Annotated in this window: 14 protein-coding genes; 6 read left to right on the top strand and 8 right to left on the bottom strand. The window is 43.1% G+C overall.

All coding sequences use genetic code 11. From position 1 onward, the window contains the following. Positions 1–8 precede the first annotated feature (8 nt). The 3 genes from dsbC to djlA all read right to left on the bottom strand — a co-directional run bounded on the left by dsbC (position 9) and on the right by djlA (position 3028). A complete protein-coding gene (dsbC, locus tag BAE46_RS12075) occupies positions 9–737 on the bottom strand; it encodes a bifunctional protein-disulfide isomerase/oxidoreductase DsbC (protein ID WP_070112976.1) in 729 nt (242 codons plus the stop codon). 212 nt (positions 738–949) lie between these two features. After that, entirely contained in the window at positions 950–1903 is a 954-nt protein-coding gene (gene xerD / locus BAE46_RS12070; protein ID WP_006006311.1) for a site-specific tyrosine recombinase XerD, read from the bottom strand. 270 nt (positions 1904–2173) lie between these two features. After that, positions 2174–3028, bottom strand: a complete 855-nt coding sequence (gene djlA / locus BAE46_RS12065; protein ID WP_006006313.1) for a co-chaperone DjlA — start codon at positions 3026–3028, stop codon at positions 2174–2176. A 293-nt stretch (positions 3029–3321) separates the two neighbouring features. Here djlA and BAE46_RS12060 point away from each other — a divergent pair, with 293 nt between their 5' ends. The 6 genes from BAE46_RS12060 to BAE46_RS12035 are packed head-to-tail and all read left to right on the top strand — an operon-like array spanning position 3322 to position 10114. Further along, complete coding sequence (locus tag BAE46_RS12060; protein ID WP_244885019.1) at positions 3322–5679, top strand: LPS-assembly protein LptD; 2358 nt, start codon at positions 3322–3324, stop codon at positions 5677–5679. Positions 5680–5699: 20 nt separating this feature from the next. After that, entirely contained in the window at positions 5700–7001 is a 1302-nt protein-coding gene (gene surA, locus BAE46_RS12055) for a peptidylprolyl isomerase SurA (protein ID WP_006006320.1), read from the top strand. Further along, the gene (gene pdxA / locus BAE46_RS12050; protein ID WP_070112974.1) at positions 7002–8015 is read left to right on the top strand and encodes a 4-hydroxythreonine-4-phosphate dehydrogenase PdxA; all 1014 of its coding nucleotides are present in this window, start codon (positions 7002–7004) and stop codon (positions 8013–8015) included. A gap of 9 nt (positions 8016–8024) precedes the next feature. Then, positions 8025–8897: a 16S rRNA (adenine(1518)-N(6)/adenine(1519)-N(6))-dimethyltransferase RsmA gene (rsmA, locus tag BAE46_RS12045; protein WP_040520936.1), complete on the top strand. Its 873-nt coding sequence runs from the start codon at positions 8025–8027 to the stop codon at positions 8895–8897. Next, complete coding sequence (gene apaG, locus BAE46_RS12040) at positions 8875–9249, top strand: Co2+/Mg2+ efflux protein ApaG (protein ID WP_006006327.1); 375 nt, start codon at positions 8875–8877, stop codon at positions 9247–9249. Before rsmA ends, apaG begins: the two co-directional genes overlap by 23 nt. A gap of 43 nt (positions 9250–9292) precedes the next feature. Beyond that, positions 9293–10114, top strand: a complete 822-nt coding sequence (locus BAE46_RS12035) for a symmetrical bis(5'-nucleosyl)-tetraphosphatase (RefSeq protein WP_006006329.1) — start codon at positions 9293–9295, stop codon at positions 10112–10114. A gap of 198 nt (positions 10115–10312) precedes the next feature. Here BAE46_RS12035 and BAE46_RS12030 read toward each other — a convergent pair whose 3' ends face one another. The 5 genes from BAE46_RS12030 to acnB all read right to left on the bottom strand — a co-directional run bounded on the left by BAE46_RS12030 (position 10313) and on the right by acnB (position 19143). Then, on the bottom strand, positions 10313–11263 hold the full coding sequence (locus BAE46_RS12030) for a class I SAM-dependent methyltransferase (protein ID WP_070112972.1): 951 nt from the start codon (positions 11261–11263) through the stop codon (positions 10313–10315). Between the two features lie 62 nt (positions 11264–11325). Then, on the bottom strand, positions 11326–13902 hold the full coding sequence (locus tag BAE46_RS12025) for a TonB-dependent receptor plug domain-containing protein (RefSeq protein ID WP_006006334.1): 2577 nt from the start codon (positions 13900–13902) through the stop codon (positions 11326–11328). A 395-nt stretch (positions 13903–14297) separates the two neighbouring features. Further along, positions 14298–15647, bottom strand: coding sequence for a lysine-sensitive aspartokinase 3 (gene lysC / locus BAE46_RS12020; RefSeq protein ID WP_070112971.1), 1350 nt, complete (start codon positions 15645–15647; stop codon positions 14298–14300). Positions 15648–15853: 206 nt separating this feature from the next. Then, positions 15854–16420: a DUF192 domain-containing protein gene (locus tag BAE46_RS12015; RefSeq protein WP_006006338.1), complete on the bottom strand. Its 567-nt coding sequence runs from the start codon at positions 16418–16420 to the stop codon at positions 15854–15856. 110 nt (positions 16421–16530) lie between these two features. Further along, complete coding sequence (gene acnB, locus BAE46_RS12010) at positions 16531–19143, bottom strand: bifunctional aconitate hydratase 2/2-methylisocitrate dehydratase (protein ID WP_006006340.1); 2613 nt, start codon at positions 19141–19143, stop codon at positions 16531–16533. Positions 19144–19279 lie beyond the last annotated feature (136 nt).

Raw genomic sequence — 19279 nt, 5'->3', positions numbered from 1 at the left:
TCAAAGCTTTAGCTCAAATCTTTAAGCGCTAATGCTAAGGCTTGTGCGGGTTGATAACCCGGTACAACCGAACCATCAGGCATAATAATGTTGGGAGTGCCGCTAACGCCAATCTGTTGACCAAATTTAAACTGCTCAGCCACTTGGTTTTTACATTTTGCGTCATTCACTGGCTTGCCCGCTTTAGCATCGGTGATGGCTTGATGCGGATCTTGCGAACACCAAATAGAAACAGTGTCGTCATATACCTTGCTGTTTATGCCCGCACGTGGCCAAGCCAGGTAACGCACAGTGATCCCTAAACCGTTGAGCTGGTCCATTTCATTATGAAGTTTTCGACAATAGCCGCATGTAGTGTCAGTAAACACATTAATTACATATTTTTCTTTGTCGGCTTTAAATTCAATCGCCGAATCTTTAAAACGCTCAACGCCTTCTAGCCGAACGCTTTTCAGCGCGTTTTCGGTTTCATCTTCAACGCCTTGCGTTATATTATATACGCGCGCTTGCAAAAAGAACTCGCCGTTGTCGCTAACGTAAAACAATCCGCGGTTAGTAAACACCTGCTTTAATCCTGGCACTGGCGAGTCTGCGATTGAAATGATATCTAAATTCAGTTTTTGAGAAAGAGATGCTGTTATAGCCTTGTCGCTGTTTTGCGCAAACGCATTGGTCGTAGCCAATGCAGTGACCATAACAAATGTGCTAGCACTGGCTAGCAAACGGATTAATTTCATTAAATTGATTCCAAAACAAATAAGTTATAAGAGTAGACACGTAAACAAGTAAAACTACTTCAATTATTTACACTTTTTTTACGGCCTGTTAATACAATCTTGTAGCTTCCATGATTGTTTTAAGCCAAAAAACATCGCCGAGCATGTTCTTCATGTCACTATCGGCATTATACATGGTATTATATTATAGAAACTGACTAGCAGGCACAATGTTATCCTCGAGGATGGTGATTTTTCACCAAAGATTGCAGCCTCTGAGTGGCTACATGGGTGTAAATTTGAGTAGTTGATAAATCAGAATGTCCTAGCAACATTTGTACAACTCTTAAATCGGCGCCGTGATTAAGCAGATGAGTCGCAAAAGCATGCCGTAATGTATGCGGAGAAAGTGTAGTGCCAATGCCCGCTACAGCTGCATAATGTTTAATCCGGTGCCAGAAGGTCTGCCGAGTCATTAACTGCCCTCGCTTGCTTGGAAATACCGCACTAATTGGCCTCTTTAATAACTCAGGTCGTGCAAACTTTATATAGTACTCTAAGCTTGATAGCGCTTCTTCACCCATGGGCACTAAGCGCTCTTTGCCCCCTTTTCCAGTGACTCTAATAACGCCTTGCTGTAGACCAATCTCATGCATTTGCAGATTAACTAATTCACTGACCCTTATGCCCGTTGCGTACAATAGTTCTAGCATTGCCTTGTCACGCATTTGAATGGGCTCGCTTATATTAGGCGCATCCAGCAAACTCTCTACCTGCTTTTCAGACAAAGTGCCTGGTAAATATTGCGGTAGCTTAGGATTTTTAATGGCACTAACAGGATTTGTTTGGCGTTTTTTAGTGGCGACTAAATCGACGTAAAATGCGCGACTGGAGCTGAGCAACCTAGCCGTTGAGCGCTGGCTAAATGATTGCTCGACCCTAACTGCTAAGTACGCCTGCACGTGTGATTCGGTGGCATCTAGCAGCGACAGCTTGTCAAAGTAACGCTGTAAAAACAACGCCCATTTATTTAAGTCGCTTTTATACGCGCTCACGGTGTTATTGCTAAGGCCTTTTTCGACCCACAGCATGTTGATGAAATCTTCGATTAACTCTTCATTTTCAAGCGATAACGTAGTTTTCGCTAGCTGCTGGTTGAAGGCCTTTCCTACTATATTTTCTGCCATATTTTGCCGTTACGTTTACCCTTATGGTGGCCGTTGGCTCTACCATATCCGTGATTATACCTTTGCTATACCTTGGTTATACCTTGGTTATACCTTGGTTATACCTTGGTTATACCTTGGTTATACCTTGGTTATACCTTGGTTATACCTTGGTTATACCTTGGTTATACCCTAGCAATACTCCGATAGTACCAAGCTTACATTTTGCCAGCCACAATAGTACTTTTCTGGTATTGACACTAACCGTACACATATTTTATAAATACACGACTATTTCATGCCGCGTGTTTCTTTAATCAGCTCATAGGCCGCTTGAATATCTTGCGCTTTACCCTTAGCCAACTCAAGCGCTTCTGCAGGTAAGCCTTTGGCACTCAATTTGTCGGGATGGTGCAGAGTCATTTGTTTTTTATAAGCACGTTTAATCGCTTTGTCATCATCAGTCTGGGCTACGCCCAAAATGCGATAGGCATCTTGCAAAGAATGACTTGAAGAGTAAGTGCTGTGACTTTGATGAGAGCCGCCATGCTGCTGGCTATTGTGCGCGCCGCGCTGCCTAAAGCGCTGACCCGCTTCGTACGTACTGATCAAAAAATGCAGGTCTTGACGAGAAAAATGCAGGCTGCGCGCGACTTTCTCAAGCACCTCTAACTCTGGCGGCGTTATTCGCCCATCGGCGCATGAAGCGCTTATCAATATTTCTAAAAACATTTGCAAGACATCACGACGCCCGCCACAGTGCTTTTTGAATTCATCGAGCATAGGCGCTAACGCAAAGTCTTTAGCCTTACCATCTCGAAATGCATGCTGAGCTGCTTGGCGAGTATCACCGTTTAGCTTCATATTGTCCATAAGTGCAGAGGCTACTGCTATTTCGTCAGGGGTAACTTTGCCATCGGCCTTACACACGTGACCTAGGGCTGAGAAGAGGGCGTGAAAAAAAACGGATTGACGCTGGATCCCATCTTGCGATGAAAAAAATTGCGCGAACCTGCCGCGTTTAGAGAAATCTTTCCCATAGCCTATATCAAACATATGCCCGACAAATAAACCAAGCACAAGGCCTGGCCACTTTAAAAATATAAGTCCTAACAGCGCACCTATTATTTTACCGTAAATATTCATAGTTCCCCGTGTGAGCGTGAACATGGTGACATGCTCCGCGCTGGTAACACTGCAAAAATAAAGCAGCGTGATTAGTGTAAGGTTCAAGGTGCCTAAATTAAAGTATTCACCGTGGAAAAACAAAGATTGTATTGAAATGTGAGCATTTAATCGATGTTTACCTACTTTTTATGCTTTTTAGTCGTTTTTAGTTGGTTATTGCTCGCATAACCATTAATATTACAAGGCCTTCAGTCAGACCATTTTTCATAGGGGAGGCGCTAATATTTTCACTGTCAATAGCTTCATCATTAATGAGCGGTTCGTTACCAGCAATGTCCAAACTCTATCGTCACACAACTGCTCGAAATCAAATAACCTACTTTGCTAAACGTTTACGTCCAGCGCTTCATGCTTTGACACTAGGCTGGCTGCTATGCGGCTCTGAGTTAAGCGCTGCCCAGCAGATTGAATCTGCACAAACTATGAACCGAACCCCTAAAACTGACGGATCATTCAGTGTACCGGTTACCTGTATAACCCCTTCCTTTGTGTATGCAGCGCCCAAAGGGGGCAGCGGCAACATCACGGTTAACTCTAATTCTGCCCTGCTCGTGAAAGACGCGCTAGCGGTATTTGAAGGTGATGTTTCAATTGTTAGCCCAATGTCGACTATTACCGCAAATAGCGCAAACATTTTAGATAACGGACGAGAAATACGGGCCACAGGGAATGTGCAATATACCGACGCATTACTGCAAGTCAACAGCGAAGGGGTCGAGGTGAACAGCAACTTAAAGCTACTGCAAATGCAAGAGACTAACTATAAAATTGCGGGCATAAGTGGCCGCGGCGGCGCTGAGTTATTGTCAATCTCACAAGAGCGCGGCGTAAGCCTTGAAAATGTCTCATTTACCACGTGCCCAGAAGGCAATGAAGATTGGAAAATCCAAGCTTCTGAAATATCAATTGAAAGCGGTAAGCCCTTTGGTGAAGCCTACAACACCCGTTTTTTTGTGGGCGGCTTGCCTATTTTCTATTTACCGTATTTCGCATTCCCTATTACGGCTGAGCGTCAGACAGGCTTTTTATTCCCGCAGTTTGGCAGCAGTTCCACCACCGGCCTTGAATGGGAGCAGCCTTTTTATTGGAATATAGCTGCGAATGTAGATGGCTTTATTTCCACGCGCTTAATGACTAATCGCGGTGTACAATTAAAAAGCGAATTTAGATACTTATTCGATAACCATGCCGGTGAGCTTCAGTTAGAGTACTTACCCAACGACAACGGCAGGGTGACTGATAAAGAGCGCTATTTCTATCGCTTCTTTCATCGTGGTAAGCTTAGCAACAACTGGTCTATAAGCGCCGACATTAGCGATCTAAGCGACGATAACTACATTATCGATTTGGGCTCTGACTTTTATAATCAGGCCGACACACATTTGTCCCGCCAAGCAGGTGTTAACTTCAGTTCACAAGCACTCGACTTTTCGGTATTCGTGCGTGACTTTACCACCATTGGTGCATCAGCGAGCAATTATAGAGCCCTTCCAGAAGCAAAGCTCAATTACACCAATAGCCTTAACGAGTTGCTTAATGTGGGCGTAAAATCTGAGCTAGCGTATTTTGAAAACGACTCGCTTGTACTACCTGACGCGCTGCGATTCCATGTAGAACCTTCTATACGCATACCTTATCAGCGTGCGTGGGGTGAACTGCTCGCACAAGCCAGTGTTTTACACACTTATTACAAACAAGACTTAAAGGATGAAAAATTTGGCCTATTAGAGGAAGAAGTTAATCGTACGCTCGGCCAAGCACGCTTATATGGCGCCTTAATATTCGAAAAACCCCAGCGTTTATTTGGTACAGATTACACGTTAACCGTAGAGCCCAAAGCGCAATATTTGTTCACCAGCTTTGAGGAGCAAAGCAATATAGGTTTATACGACTCCACCGCTATATTAACCAATTTCAATAATTTATTTCGCGGTCAAGAATTTACTGGCTTAGACAGAATAAACGATAATAACCAAGTGACATTGGGTACCACTTCACGACTTATCGACAGCAGTAACAATGAGATTTTAATCGCTAGTATTGGTCAAATCCTTTATGTGCGTGACTCAGAACTAATAGACGGACGCCGAGAGGGAAATCGTTCATCGATAGCGGCCGAATTAGATTGGCAAGTGAACCAAAACTGGTTTCTACGCTCTGACATACAAGTAGGAAATCAGTCCAACCAAGTGGAACGTAGCGCACTGTCAACCGAATATAAATTAGACCACAATAAGCTAGTGCAGATAAATCATCGATACATTCGCGAGCTATCTAATGAGCGAATTGACCAAGTAGGCGTGACGGCAAGCTGGCCAATAGCAGACAACTGGCATTGGGTAGGACGCTATTATCGCGATTTACAGCGCTCTAGGAGCATCGAAACCTTCATGGGCATTGAGTATGAAAGCTGCTGCTGGGCGTTACGTCTCACGCTGAGGCGAAACTTAGCGACACGCTTTAATAACAATGGCGTGCGTGATTTAAATGATTTCGACTCTGGCATAGGGTTACAATTTGTATTTAAAGGAATGGGGAATAGTGACAGGAAAGTTGATATGCTTAGCCAAGGGCTATTTGGCTACCGTCAGCCGTTTGTACTGAATTAATTTTTGACAATAGAGTGAATATGAAAAAGATATTACTAACCGTAACACTGCTACTAGCGTTTGGGCTAATGGCAACCAGCACCCCGAGTAATGCCCGTGAACTATTAGACAAAGTGGCCGTTATTGTCGACAAAGGCGTTGTGCTTGAAAGCGAAATTACCGACCTTATGCAAGGTGTAAAGGAAAACGCCGTCATAAATGGACAGACGCTACCGTCTGATGCTGCCCTTCGACGTCAAGCTATTGAACGTTTAATACTTGAAAATTTGCAGGCACAAATGGCAGCTAACATGGGCATTCAAGTTAGTGATCCACAGTTAGATCAAACTATACAGAACATTGCCCAGCAGCAAAATATGAGCATGGCTGAGTTTCGAAATGAAATAAGCAAAGACGGCGTGGCCTTTGAAGTATATCGTGAACAGGTGAGAAGAGAACTAATAAGCGGCGAAGTCCGCCGCGCTAATGTCCGTCGTAGAGTATATATTACCGACCAAGAAGTAGACTCATTAATGACCATCATTAATGAACAAGGCGCTCAGCAAGCCGAGTATCAGCTATCCCATATCCTAATTGATATTCCAGGTGATGCTTCTGAACAAATAGTAGGTGAAGCACGAGAGCGCGCTGAAAAGATTTTAGAACTACTAGGCAGTGGCTCAGACTTTGCCCGTTTAGCAATTGGTGCTTCATCTGGTCCTAAGGCACTTGAAGGTGGAGACATGGGCTGGATGAATATTAATGCCATGCCGACTTTGTTTGCTGAAGCGGTGGGCAATAAACAGAAAGACGAAGTGATTGGTCCGATTAGAAGTGGCGCAGGTTTTCACATACTCAAAATCGCAGACACCCGCGGTGTAGAAATTGTAGAAGTGGAAGAAGTTAACGCTCGCCATATACTTATATCGCCTTCTATTATATTGAGCGACGCAAAAGCCGAACAAATGCTGACGGAGTTTAGAACTGAGTTAATTGAAGGCAATGCGGATTTTGCCGAGTTAGCCAAGCAGCATAGTCAAGATCCCGGTTCAGCGCTGCGAGGCGGCGTACTTGGTTGGAATGACCCCAGTATTTATGTACCTGAATTTAAGCAATCATTGGCATCTTTGCAAAAAGACGAGTACAGCATGCCCATTCGTACAGTACATGGTTGGCACTTAATTCAGCTAATCGACAGGCGAGTAGACGATGCAACCGAAAAGCGCAAGAAGGACCGCGCTTATCAACTCATATTTAATCGTAAGTTCCAAGAAGAGACCGACGCATGGCTGCGAGAAATGCGCGACCAAGCATACATCGAAGTCTTAGACGAGAATGCATAAGTGACGGTATCAAATCAGCTTGATGCGCGCAAATCAGCCATTAAACTTGCCGTTACGCCAGGGGAACCTGCTGGTATCGGGCCTGACCTTATTATTATGTTAGCCGAGCAAGAGTGGGAGGCACAGCTGGTGATATTCGCTGACAGAGACTTGCTGCGCGCACGAGCGGCTCTGTTGGGCAAGAAGATAGACATTATCCCGTACTCAAAAGGCATGGACTACATTCAGAAGCCGGGCGAAATAATTGTAAACCATGTGCCCTGTGCAAAGGAGCCAATTGCCGGAATACTCGACAGTGAAAACGGACATTATGTCGTGAACACACTGCGCTTAGCCTGCGAAGCTAATATGGAAGGCGAGTTTAACGCGGTGGTAACAGGTCCAGTGCACAAAGGGATCATAAACAAAGCTGGCGTGTCTTTTAGCGGGCACACCGAATATTTTGCGGTGCAGTCTAACACGGCAGACGTCGTAATGATGCTCGCCACAGACGGTTTACGCGTGTGTTTAGCGACTACCCACATCCCGCTAGCTTACGTTAGCAAAGCCATTACGCGTGAAAGAATTGAGAAGGTGGTTGGCATTATGCATGCCGACTTAAAACAAAAATTTGGCATTGAACATCCCACCATTTATGTTTGTGGACTCAATCCGCATGCGGGTGAAGATGGACATTTAGGCCGTGAAGAGATTGAGGTCATTACGCCGGCCCTCGACCGCCTGCGTGAATCTGGAATGAACCTAGTTGGACCGTTGCCTGCAGATACTATTTTTCAACCCAAGTATTTAGAAAAAGCAGATGCGGTGTTAGCGATGTATCATGACCAGGGTTTACCCGTATTAAAGTTTAAAGGCTTTGGTAACTCAGTCAATATAACACTTGGCCTACCTTTTATTCGCACTTCTGTTGACCACGGCACCGCCACCGATTTAGCCGGCACAGGACAGGCTGATACAGGCAGTATGGCGCGAGCGATTAATAAAGCGATTAAGCTTGCTAAGCTAAAACTGTGAGTGCAGCAAATGAGCAATAAACACTTAGGACATACGGCACGCAAACGCTTTGGCCAAAACTTCCTGCACGACGAGTATATAATAGATAAAATTGTCAGTGCGATAGGGCCTAAACATGACGATAATATTGTTGAAATAGGACCTGGTTTAGGTGCGCTAACTGAACCTGTCGCAGAACTTGTCGATTTTTTCACCGTGATAGAACTAGACAGGGATTTAGCCGCCAGGCTTCGCTCTCATCCGTTTATCCGCGATAAACTGACGGTAGTGGAGCAAGACGCACTTAAATTTGATTTTTCACAACTTCGTCAGTCACAGAAAAAGATAAGAGTGTTTGGTAATCTTCCATACAACATTTCTACTCCTTTAATGTTTCATTTATTTAAATACTGTGAACATATACAAGATATGCATTTTATGCTGCAGCATGAAGTTGTGCAGCGCTTATGCGCAAAAAGTGGCAGCAAGCTTTATGGTCGTTTGTCGGTTATGGCGCAGTACTATTGCAGTGCGGTGCCTGTTGTAATGGTGCCGCCAAGTGCATTTAAGCCGGCGCCAAAGGTCGACTCGGCCGTAGTAAGATTGAGCCCGCGAAGCTTACCACAATATGCGGTTAGCTCAGTTGCCAGCCTTCAAGCCATAGTCACAGCCGCGTTTAATCAACGTAGAAAAACAATACGAAACAGCCTAAAGAACCTATTAAGTGAAGCTCAAATTGTGGCATTGGATATAGACCCAGAAAGCCGCGCTGAGCAAATCACTATAGCGCAATTTGCCAAGCTAGCGAATGCCTTTCATAACGCTTCGCAAGCACCTTCGCATGAACCTTCACACAAGGTTGCACAAGAGATATCAAGCCATGACCCCCGCCATTCAGATTAAAGTGACCAGTAAATACTTGGGCAAACAAGACCAAGATAAGAGCCCGCAAATGTATGTGTTTAGCTATACGGTGAATATTACCAATACCAGCAAAGAGAATGTGAAACTCCTTAGCCGCTATTGGCTGATCACTAACGGTGATGGCGAAAAAGTAGAGGTTGAAGGCGACGGCGTGATAGGTGAACAGCCCGTTATCGCCCCTAATCAAACGTATTCGTACACGAGTGCCTCAATGTTAAAAACAGCCGTAGGCACTATGCAAGGTTTTTATAAGTTTCAAGCACACAACCAAGACAATTTTAAAACCCCTATTCCTGTGTTTAGCTTAGCGGTTCCTAACAGCCTTCATTAATGTGGTATGTGAATCGTGCAAAACCCTACAAAAAGGTGACAATTTGAAGAATTTTGTAGTGGGTGATATTCAAGGCTGTTACAAAGGCTTAATTAAACTGCTCAAAAAAGCCGATTTTGATCCCCTCACCGATAAATTATGGGCGGTAGGTGATTTGGTGGCGCGCGGTCCAGACAGTTTAGCGACAATGGAGTACCTATACGATTTAGGCCCTCATTTCAACACTGTTCTTGGCAATCATGATTTGCATTTAATTGCCTGTGCTTTTGGAGTCGGCAAAGCAAAGACACAAGACAAACTTGCGCCGCTATTGAAGCATAAGAACTTGCCTAAATTCATTGATTTTTTACTTGCCAAGCCGCTTGCAATCTCTCCCCTTAAAAACACCTTAATTACACACGCTGGTTTGTACCCAAAGTGGTCTATTAAAAAAGCACGTAAACTCTCTCTTGAAGTAGAAACTAAATTACAGGGAAAGCAAGTAGCACACTTCTTAAACAATATGTATGGCAATCTGCCTAACGTATGGAGTAAAGATTTAAAAGATTCCGCGCGTGACCGCTTTATCGTTAACGCATTTACCCGCATGAGATTTATACACGATGATTTAAGTTTAGACTTTGGCACTAAGTGTCATCCAAGAAATGCAAGTGAGCATTTACAGCCTTGGTTTAATCATGAGAACAGCTCTCTTAAACCATCCCAATCACTTTTATTCGGGCATTGGGCTTCCTTGTTAGGTGAAGTGCCTACTACGCTTCCAGTTGACGCTAAGGTGATAGCCTTAGACACTGGCTTTGTCTGGGGCAATAAGATGCGTTTGTATTGCTTAGAATCTCAAGAATTTTTCCATCACTACGCGTAAAGGTTTTCCTATTATTTACGATATAGGCTTAATCGATATTTTAAATTTCAGCATGCTATTTTGGAGTTTTCATGAGGATCACATTAGCTATTCGGGTAATAGGCAAATGATGCTGAACAAGCCGCCGAAGTAATAAACAAAGAAGTTACAACAATATATATAAGAGGACAAAGCTTTTAAGCTCAGCCCTCTTTTGCTTTATTTTATAAACTCAACACACCAAGCAAATAGGCCTTCTTTTAATCTTATCGGCCTATATTCAATGCTTGAAAAGGTATGGCGCGCGCAGTCTACTATCTCTTTTATATTAGCTTGGGATTTTGCACAACTAATCTGATCGCCTAGCCGACTTTTAAACTGCTGAATTGAAGATATCACTTGTTCAAAATCTTCTACTGAGTAACTCTGCCAAGACATGACAAAGGGAACCAACATTTTACTGATGTCGTTATACCAATGAATATTAGCTTCATTTAAGTTAGCTTGCTGCACGGCCTTAAAGGAATTTAGCAACGTTTTATTATATGTTTGAAATGTGGCCACATTTTCTGCTAATTGCATATTGTACGTAAACTGCGGAGAATTATAAAATGTCACAAATTTATGTAATTGATCCACGATTGAATTCTTAGCTAAAAAATTAGCTAGAACTTCAAGCCCTATACTTGAGCTTATTGTCACAAAAGAATTTTTATGATGTAACATTGCAATAAAACGCCCGCCTGGCTTTAGCACCCGCGACACTTCAGGAATACTTAAGTTTAATTCTGAATATTCAATTCCAAATTGACTAATTGCAAAGTCAAAATAATTAGCGTCAAAACCCAAGTTTTCAGCTTTCATGCCGGCAAAAAAGCTAATTTCTGGCAGCATTTTAAAATGTTCTAGCGAAGTATCAATCGCGGCAAGGGGCTGAATGTTGGCCGCGTCGCATCCAAACATTGTAAACCTATTTTCACTTTGCACTGCAAGCAAGGCAAGACCGCCGTTGCCACAGCCAATATCTACACCTCTAGCTGCACTATCAATGGTTCTAAAAATAGAATTCCATAAAATAGACAACTCACCGTTGTAACCCTTATTGTACTGTCCTTCGCTGAAGCTATGAACTGCATTTCTCGTAGTCCAATATGCATCCCAATGTTTCATTTAATCTCCACATACAAAAAAGGCGGGATAATTCCCGCCTTTTTAATGTTTACTGCAACTAATTAAAAACGTTGAATTAGTCTTACGTATGCGATACGCCCGTATGCGTCATACAGGTCGAAGTTATAGTTTCTTCCACCGAAACTATTCAACTGCGGGTCTTTTTCAAATATATTCTGCGCACCTATAGCAACACTTGTTCCTGTACTGAATATATAGGTAGCCTGCATATCATGAGTTATCCAAGAAGCTGTATCTGCACCATCTTTACGCTGTGAACTAATGTAGTTTGCAACCCAAGCAAACTCAAAATCAGCTATTGCATAAGAAGTAGATAATGAGCCACGCTTGTCAGGTTCGCCTTCTTTTTTAAGAGAATCTTCGCCGCCGTCAATAATATAATCAAATTGCTGACTAATTTGTAGCATTTGGGTAACTCTACCGTAGTCGCCTAGGTCAAAGTTAGTATTGAAGTTAAGATCGATACCGTTTAACTCAAGTTTACCTTCATTAGAATAACCTTGGGTGATTAAATCAATTCCACCATTTGCAAGTCTAGACACACCGATACCAGGAGGTAAAGCCTCGCCTCTTTGCTCACGTGTCAGAATCGTTTGTGCACCAAAGAATCTGATCAAGTTTTTAATTTCAATGTCATAGTAGTCAACAGACATATTCAACCATTCTGTAGGCTGGTATGCAAAACCAAGTGACAGCTGCGTAGAACTCTCAGAACCAATTTCTGGGTTAGCAATAGTTAGTGAATTTACTTGAATATCACAGCCTGCTTCAAGACCAAGATTGATACAAGATGGATCATCAGAAACACTTGGGTTACCTGGCTGTGGCTGCTGTGTAAGTATGTCGAGTGTTGGTGCTCTGAAACCTTCACCGTAAGAAGCTCGAAGGACAAGATCATCCGTGATGTCATACTTAACCGAGATTTTTGGAGAAAAATCACTGCCATAATCAGAATATTCATCATAACGACCTGCAAACGTTACTTCTATTAGGTCTGTTACTGGAATCAGCGTTTCGAAATATATACCCTTAACGTCTCTGCCACCACCAGCACTGTTACCCGCTGAACCACCTACCTGACCGGCTTCTGATAGTGAATCGTATGTATCAGAGTAATCTTCGTTTCTGTACTCAAAACCAACAACCGCTTGAATATCGCCGGCACCCATGTCATAAACGTCAAAAGCAACTGAACCGAACACTTCTTCTTGATCAAACGTACCAATTCGAGCAGTTGTCACTTTAAGACCGTTTAGTAATGTTTTGTATGCACTTCTGTCGGCCGTAGTGGTGAAACGGTCGCCAAAGGGATCGTTTAATAAGTAATCGCCGCTGTCTAATGCACGTCTAGCGTTAGAAGACATTAGGTAGTTTCTACCAATTTCGTAAGTTTTTGACTTAGTTTTTCTTACGCCTAAATCTATGAACATATCGTTGTAATCACCTTCGATACCGACGAAGAAATCAGTAGACCAGTTATCTACTTCGTTGTCTCGGTTACCTAGCGCGGCAAATCTGTGGCGTACGTTAACTTCTCTTTGCTCGCCGTTAGCTACATTGTAGAAAGGAGAAGCAGGGTTCGTAGGGTTGTTAATACTGTCTACACCAACGAATGCAGCATCACCAGCGTTGTTTAGTGAAGGAGCATAACGACCGAAAGATGTGGTGTTAGTAACTAGTGTCTGAGAGAAGATTTTCCAGTCATCATTAATTTCATAGTCTGCTTTCAAGAAAGCAGACTGGTTTCCAGTAGAGGCTTCGTTAGCGTTTGTCGCATTAAAGTTATATGCACAAAGACCTGAGCTTAATGTAAAGAAATTTTCTAATGAATCACATGTTGCATCTGGAATCACTGAAGTAAAACCGGCAGCTGTTCTCCAGTTAACGCCAAAGCTTGATGCGCCTGGCTGTACCCACTCGTAAGCGTTTTCAAAAATGATGTCACGGTTGTTCCATGATACACCGCCAATTATGCTTGATTTGTCGCTAGTTGCACCAAATACTGCAGAGCCTGCTTCTCTGTCGCCGCCTTCTTTAGGAGTGCTTACATCCGAAGCGCCTAAACGAAGTTCAACACCGTCGAAGTCTTTTCTTAGGATGATGTTTACAACACCGGCTATAGCATCTGAACCATAGGTTGCTGAAGCACCGTCAGAAAGAATTTCTATTCTTTCAACAGCAGCAATTGGAATAGTATTCAAATCTTGTGAATTACCTGTAGAAGGTGACTTCGGTAAACGACGACCGTCTACCAGTATTAGTGAACGTTCAGCGCCTAAACCACGAAGGTTAATTTGTGAAACACCTTGAGCAGAGCTACCAGACTGAGGACGGAACGAACCAGCGCTGTTGAAACTTGTGCTACGCAATAAATCAGACACAGATATTTGACCAGAAAGGTCAATTGCCGCTCTGTCTATTATAGTTACCGGTACTGAACCTTCTAAATCGGTACGTCTAATACGTGAACCGGTAACCTGAATTTTCTCAATTTTTGTATCAGCTTGCGCTTGCTCTTGTTGCTGAGCAACAGCGGCACCAGATAAACTTAATCCTGACACTGCACCAAAAGCTATCGCTATTGAAACAGACTTAGCTATTTTATTGTTTGTAAACATTTAATGTCTCCCTAGAGCACTATAAATAGTGAAAAATAGTCGTTTCATACGACCTTATATTATCGAGATCAGATCCCGTCTTTCGATATTAAACTCTACTGCACACCGCGGTCAACCTAATGTTTGCAGATTTTTCAGTTAGTTCAATAAATATTTTGTTACAAGCGAAACTTTATTTACATAATTGCCAATAAGGCCAGTACTTTAGGTCTAACTAGTCTGATGTTTATTTTTTATAAGTATTTATATTTAATATGGAAAAAACTAAAATATTAATAATAAATTAACGTTTTCGTGAAAATTTTAACGTTTTATCTTTCATTACAAGTACAATCAAGGAGGTTCTTGCGTAATCCCATGTCTCAGGGGGCATAATTTTTTTAGTACTTAATACACTATTCAAATAGTGCTCGGTGAAGTGTTTTCACAATGTCTTCACTGTCGTCTTTCCCCACAACAAATGATAAATTATGAACATTTGCGCCAAAACAAATCATTCTCAAATTAAAATCGCTAATGGCAGCAAATACTCGTGAAGATACACCTGCAGAACTATGCATGTTATTGCCCACCACAGTCACTACATCAAAATCCCGTTCTATGACGACTTCACAAATATTGCTGAGTTCAACAATGGTTTCTTTATTCATTTTTTCTGACATAGAGTTTGGTGGATTATCTAGCGTAAATGAAACCGCAATCTCCGATGTGGTAATCAGGTCTACGCTTAGATCATGTTTGGCAATAATATGAAACACCCTCTCCAAGAAACCTTGAGCATACATCATCTTTGGCGTTTTAACCGTTACTAACACTTGATCTTTCCTTCGCGTAATTGCTCTAAATGCCGGCTCATGCTCACAATTTCGTTTTATCCAAGTACCGCCCTTATCTGGCTCTTTGCTAGATCCTACGAATACATGAATATCATGTCGTAGCGCCGGCTCCATCGTGGCTGGATGTAATACTTTTGCTCCAAAGGTTGCCATTTCCGCAGCCTCTTCAAAGCTTAACTCAGGTAAGGGTCTGGCTTTATCGGTAATGCGAGGATCGGTAGTATACACACCAATGACGTCGGTCCATATTTCACATGTAGCAGCGCCTAATGCCTCAGCTAGCAAGGCTGCCGAAAAATCAGAACCCCCGCGACCGAGCGTCGTAGTTTTTCCTTGGGCATCTGCGCCTACAAAACCTTGGGTTACCACTATATGGTTTTCAAGCTCAGGAGCCAACAGTTGCCTTGACAAAATCTTAATGGTATTAATATCGGGAGCTGCTTGGGTAAATAGGTCGTCAGTGCGCATCACTTTGCGTACATCAAAGTTGATGGCGTTAACACCGTGTTCTCTTAACACCGCCGCGCATAATAAAGACGACATGCGTTCACCCATAGACATCAGGGCATCTTTCAAATCATCTTTATAATTAATTTCTTCATGGCGTGCATAACCATCAAGTTCATCTAATAGTTCAAACAATTTGTCGTTAACTTCACTTGGCCTTTTCAATTCATTTAAAATAGCAACTTGGATTTTGCGAATGCTTACTATGACATCCGTTATTTGCTGTGACGTTAGCGCGGTGTTGGCTAGCATCACCAAATGATTAGTAACGCCGGCCGCGGCGCTAACTACCATCAATTTAGTGTGTTTGTTTTTTACCACAATAGAGGCACAGTTATTAATAGAGTGATAATTGGCAACACTGGTACCGCCAAATTTAGCGACGTTCAACTGTGTAGACATAACGCGATTTGTCCTTAGGTGTAATATATGTGAATAATAGTGACTGGTATGTGCAATAAAAATTAGTGTTCATCAGCAACAACCAGCCTTATCCTTGTAAATATACCGATGATATTAATAAAAGGTGTCACTTTAGTAGCATTGTTGTTCAACATACATATTTAAACTACTGTGTTAAAGCACCTCTTTTTACTATGCAAAAAGTATTACGGCAGCATTGCGACTATATCACCCACTCTTATGTCTTGCTTAGCAAACCAGCCTTGGTTCATTTCAAGCGCATATAGCACCACTGATGACGATTTCACCGGCGTGAGGTTGTGGGCTTGGAGCTGTTCAATATCGACTATTGTGCCTTGCTCGTCAATGTAGGCAAGATCTAGTTCAATGTAGGTGTTTTTCATCCAAATACTGCCAGTTCGAGGGCTGTCGAATTTAAATAACATTCCGCAATCTTCACAAAGCTGTCTTCTAAACATTAAGCCTAACTGACGCTTTTGCGCTGTATCAGCATATTCAACCTGAATCTTTGTTGCCCCAATCGTCAAGGGAATTTTGCCATCGCCAGCTTTAGCAGCAAACCAGGCGTCAGCTTCTTCATCGCTCATTGCATCAAAATCAGCAGGCTCATTGTTTTGCGAAATATTTGCCAGTGTTTGATTTTCTTGGCTTGCCTTATCAGCAACGCTGCTAGGCTTTGCGCATGACATAAGGCTTAATAGACACAATAATGCTAATACGAGTAAAAATGCTGATGAAGGTCTAGCTGACATGATAATTCCTTGCACAAAAAAGCCGAGCAGTGAATATACTAAACTCGGCTTTTGTTTGCTAGTTAAGACTCTGACTTCACTACATTAGCGTAGCTGAGACAATGCCATCCCTAGGCAAGGTTTAAAGTAGGAATGATATTCGCTTTCGCTTCTTCTTCCGCTTTTTTAAATGATTCCATACGATCAAAGTTCAAATAACGGAAAACCTCAGAGCTCATCGAGTCAATCTTGTTAGCATAATCCATGTACTCTTCCTTACTAGGAATTTTACCTAAGATTGCGCCAACCGCAGCAATTTCAGCTGAACACAAGTATACATCAGCACCGTCACCTAGGCGATTTGGGAAGTTACGTGTTGAAGTAGACAATACAGTAGCACCCGCTAATACGCGCGCTTGGTTACCCATACACAGTGAACAGCCTGGCATTTCGGTTCTAACGCCAGCGCGGCCATATATATTGTAGTAGCCCTCTTCCATAAGCTGCGCTTTGTCCATTTTAGTGGGTGGTGAAATCCACAGGCGCGTAGGTAAGGTGCCGTTGAATTGTTCAAGTAGCTTACCTGCGGCTCTGAAGTGGCCTATATTAGTCATGCATGAACCAATAAAGACCTCATCTATTTTGTTACCGGCTACATCAGACAAGCTTTTAGCGTCGTCAGGATCGTTAGGACAGCACAGAATAGGCTCGTCGATATCAGCTAAATCTATCTCTAATATTTCCGCATATTCAGCGTCTTTATCAGCTTCCATCAATACTGGGTTAGCCAACCACTCTTCCATTTTAAGGGCGCGACGTTCAATCGTACGTGCGTCACCGTAGCCTTCGTTGATCATCCAACGTAGCATGGTAATGTTAGATTTCAAGTATTCGCCAATAGACTCTTTTGACATTTTGATGGTACATCCTGCCGCTGAGCGCTCGGCCGAGGCGTCTGACAGCTCAAAGGCTTGTTCTACGGTTAGATCTTCTAAACCTTCAATCTCTAGTATACGGCCAGAAAATGCGTTTACTTTACCTTTTTTAGCCACCGTTAATAAGCCATTTTTAATGCCATAAAGCGGTATTGCATGCACCAAATCGCGCAGAGTTATGCCTGCCTTCATTTTGCCTTTAAAGCGCACCAGTATAGATTCAGGCATATCTAGCGGCATTACACCTGTCGCGGCAGCAAATGCGACCAAGCCAGAACCTGCCGGGAACGAGATACCCATGGGGAAACGCGTATGTGAATCACCGCCGGTGCCCACGGTGTCAGGCAGTAGCATACGATTTAACCACGAATGGATAATACCGTCGCCTGGGCGCAATGAAACACCACCCCGGTTCATCATGAAGTCGGGTAGTGTATGTTGTGTTTCAATATCAACAGGCTTCGGATACGCCGCGGTGTGGCAAAACGACTGCATGGTTAAATCGGCTGAAAATCCTAAACAAGCTAAATCTTTTAGCTCATCGCGGGTCATCGGCCCGGTTGTATCTTGTGAGCCGACCGTGGTCATTTTAGGTTCGCAGTAAGTACCAGGGCGCATACCGTGGACACCACAGGCTTTTCCAACCATTTTTTGAGCAAGCGTAAAACCTGCATTGGTGGCGGTAGGCACTTCTGGTACACGGAATATATCGCTAACGCCAAGTCCCAATGATTCGCATGCTTTTTGCGTTAGGCCTCGCCCAATAATTAGGTTGATACGGCCACCGGCACGCACTTCATCAAGCAGCACTTTTGACTTATAGCTATATTGTGCGATAACTTCACCGCTGTCAGTATTTTTGATAATGCCCTCAAGTGGATAAATGTCGATGGTGTCGCCCATGTTCATTTTTTCTACGTCGGCTTCAAACACTAATGCTCCGGCGTCTTCCATTGTGTTGAAGAAGATAGGCGCTACTTTGGCGCCAATACAAATGCCGCCGCCACGTTTATTAGGCACGCCCGGCAAGTCTTCGCCGAAGAACCACAAAACCGAGTTGGTGGCTGATTTACGCGAGGAACCTGTTCCTACTACATCACCTACAAATACAACCGGGTGACCTTTTTCTTTCATTTCATGAATTTGTGCCAACGGACCTACTTCACCCTGTATTTCAGGTTCAAGGCCATCGCGACGCATCTTAAACATAGCGCGAGCGTGTAAAGGAATGTCGGGACGAGACCATGCGTCGGGTGCGGGTGATAAATCGTCAGTATTAATTTCACCGGTAACTTTATAAACGGTCGCGGTTATTTTTTCAGGTAAGTCTTCTCGTCCTGTAAACCATTCTGCTTCAGCCCATGAATGCATGATTTCAGTCGCGTACTTGTTGCCCGCTTTGTGTTTTTCCTCAACATCATGAAAGGCGTCAAACATTAATAGTGTGTGCTTTAATTCTTCTGCCGCTAGTTCAACTAAGTCGCTGTCGTCAAGCAGCTCGACTAACGTCGTAATGTTATAACCACCGTGCATATTGCCAAGAAGTTGCACCGCCGACTCTTTACTAATCAAAATACAGATCTCTTCACCCTTAGCAATAGCACTTAAAAATCCGGCTTTTACGTATGCCGCTTCATCTACACCGGGAGGCACACGCTCGGCTAGCAATTCAACTAGAAACTCTTCTTCGCCTGCAGGCGGATTTTTTAAAAGTTTGATTAAACCAGCAACTTGCTCTGGATTTAACGGCTTTGGCGGAATATTTTGCTGCGCACGTTCGGCAACATGCTTACGATAATCTTCTAACACGTTTTACGTCCTCTAATGTGGGCTAGCCACGTTTTAAATTGCCATAGCATCGCTATGTAATGAGAATTTTGGGATAGGCGCAAGTATACCATTTATACCCAGAAGATGAATAGGATTGAGCAATCAAGCGATTATA

This window comes from Glaciecola punicea (genome assembly GCF_001756615.1).
In the GTDB taxonomy this organism is placed as follows: Bacteria; Pseudomonadota; Gammaproteobacteria; order Enterobacterales; family Alteromonadaceae; genus Glaciecola; species Glaciecola punicea.
The sequence above is the reverse complement of the archived record's forward strand: the minus strand, read 5'-3'. Positions and strand labels throughout refer to the sequence as shown.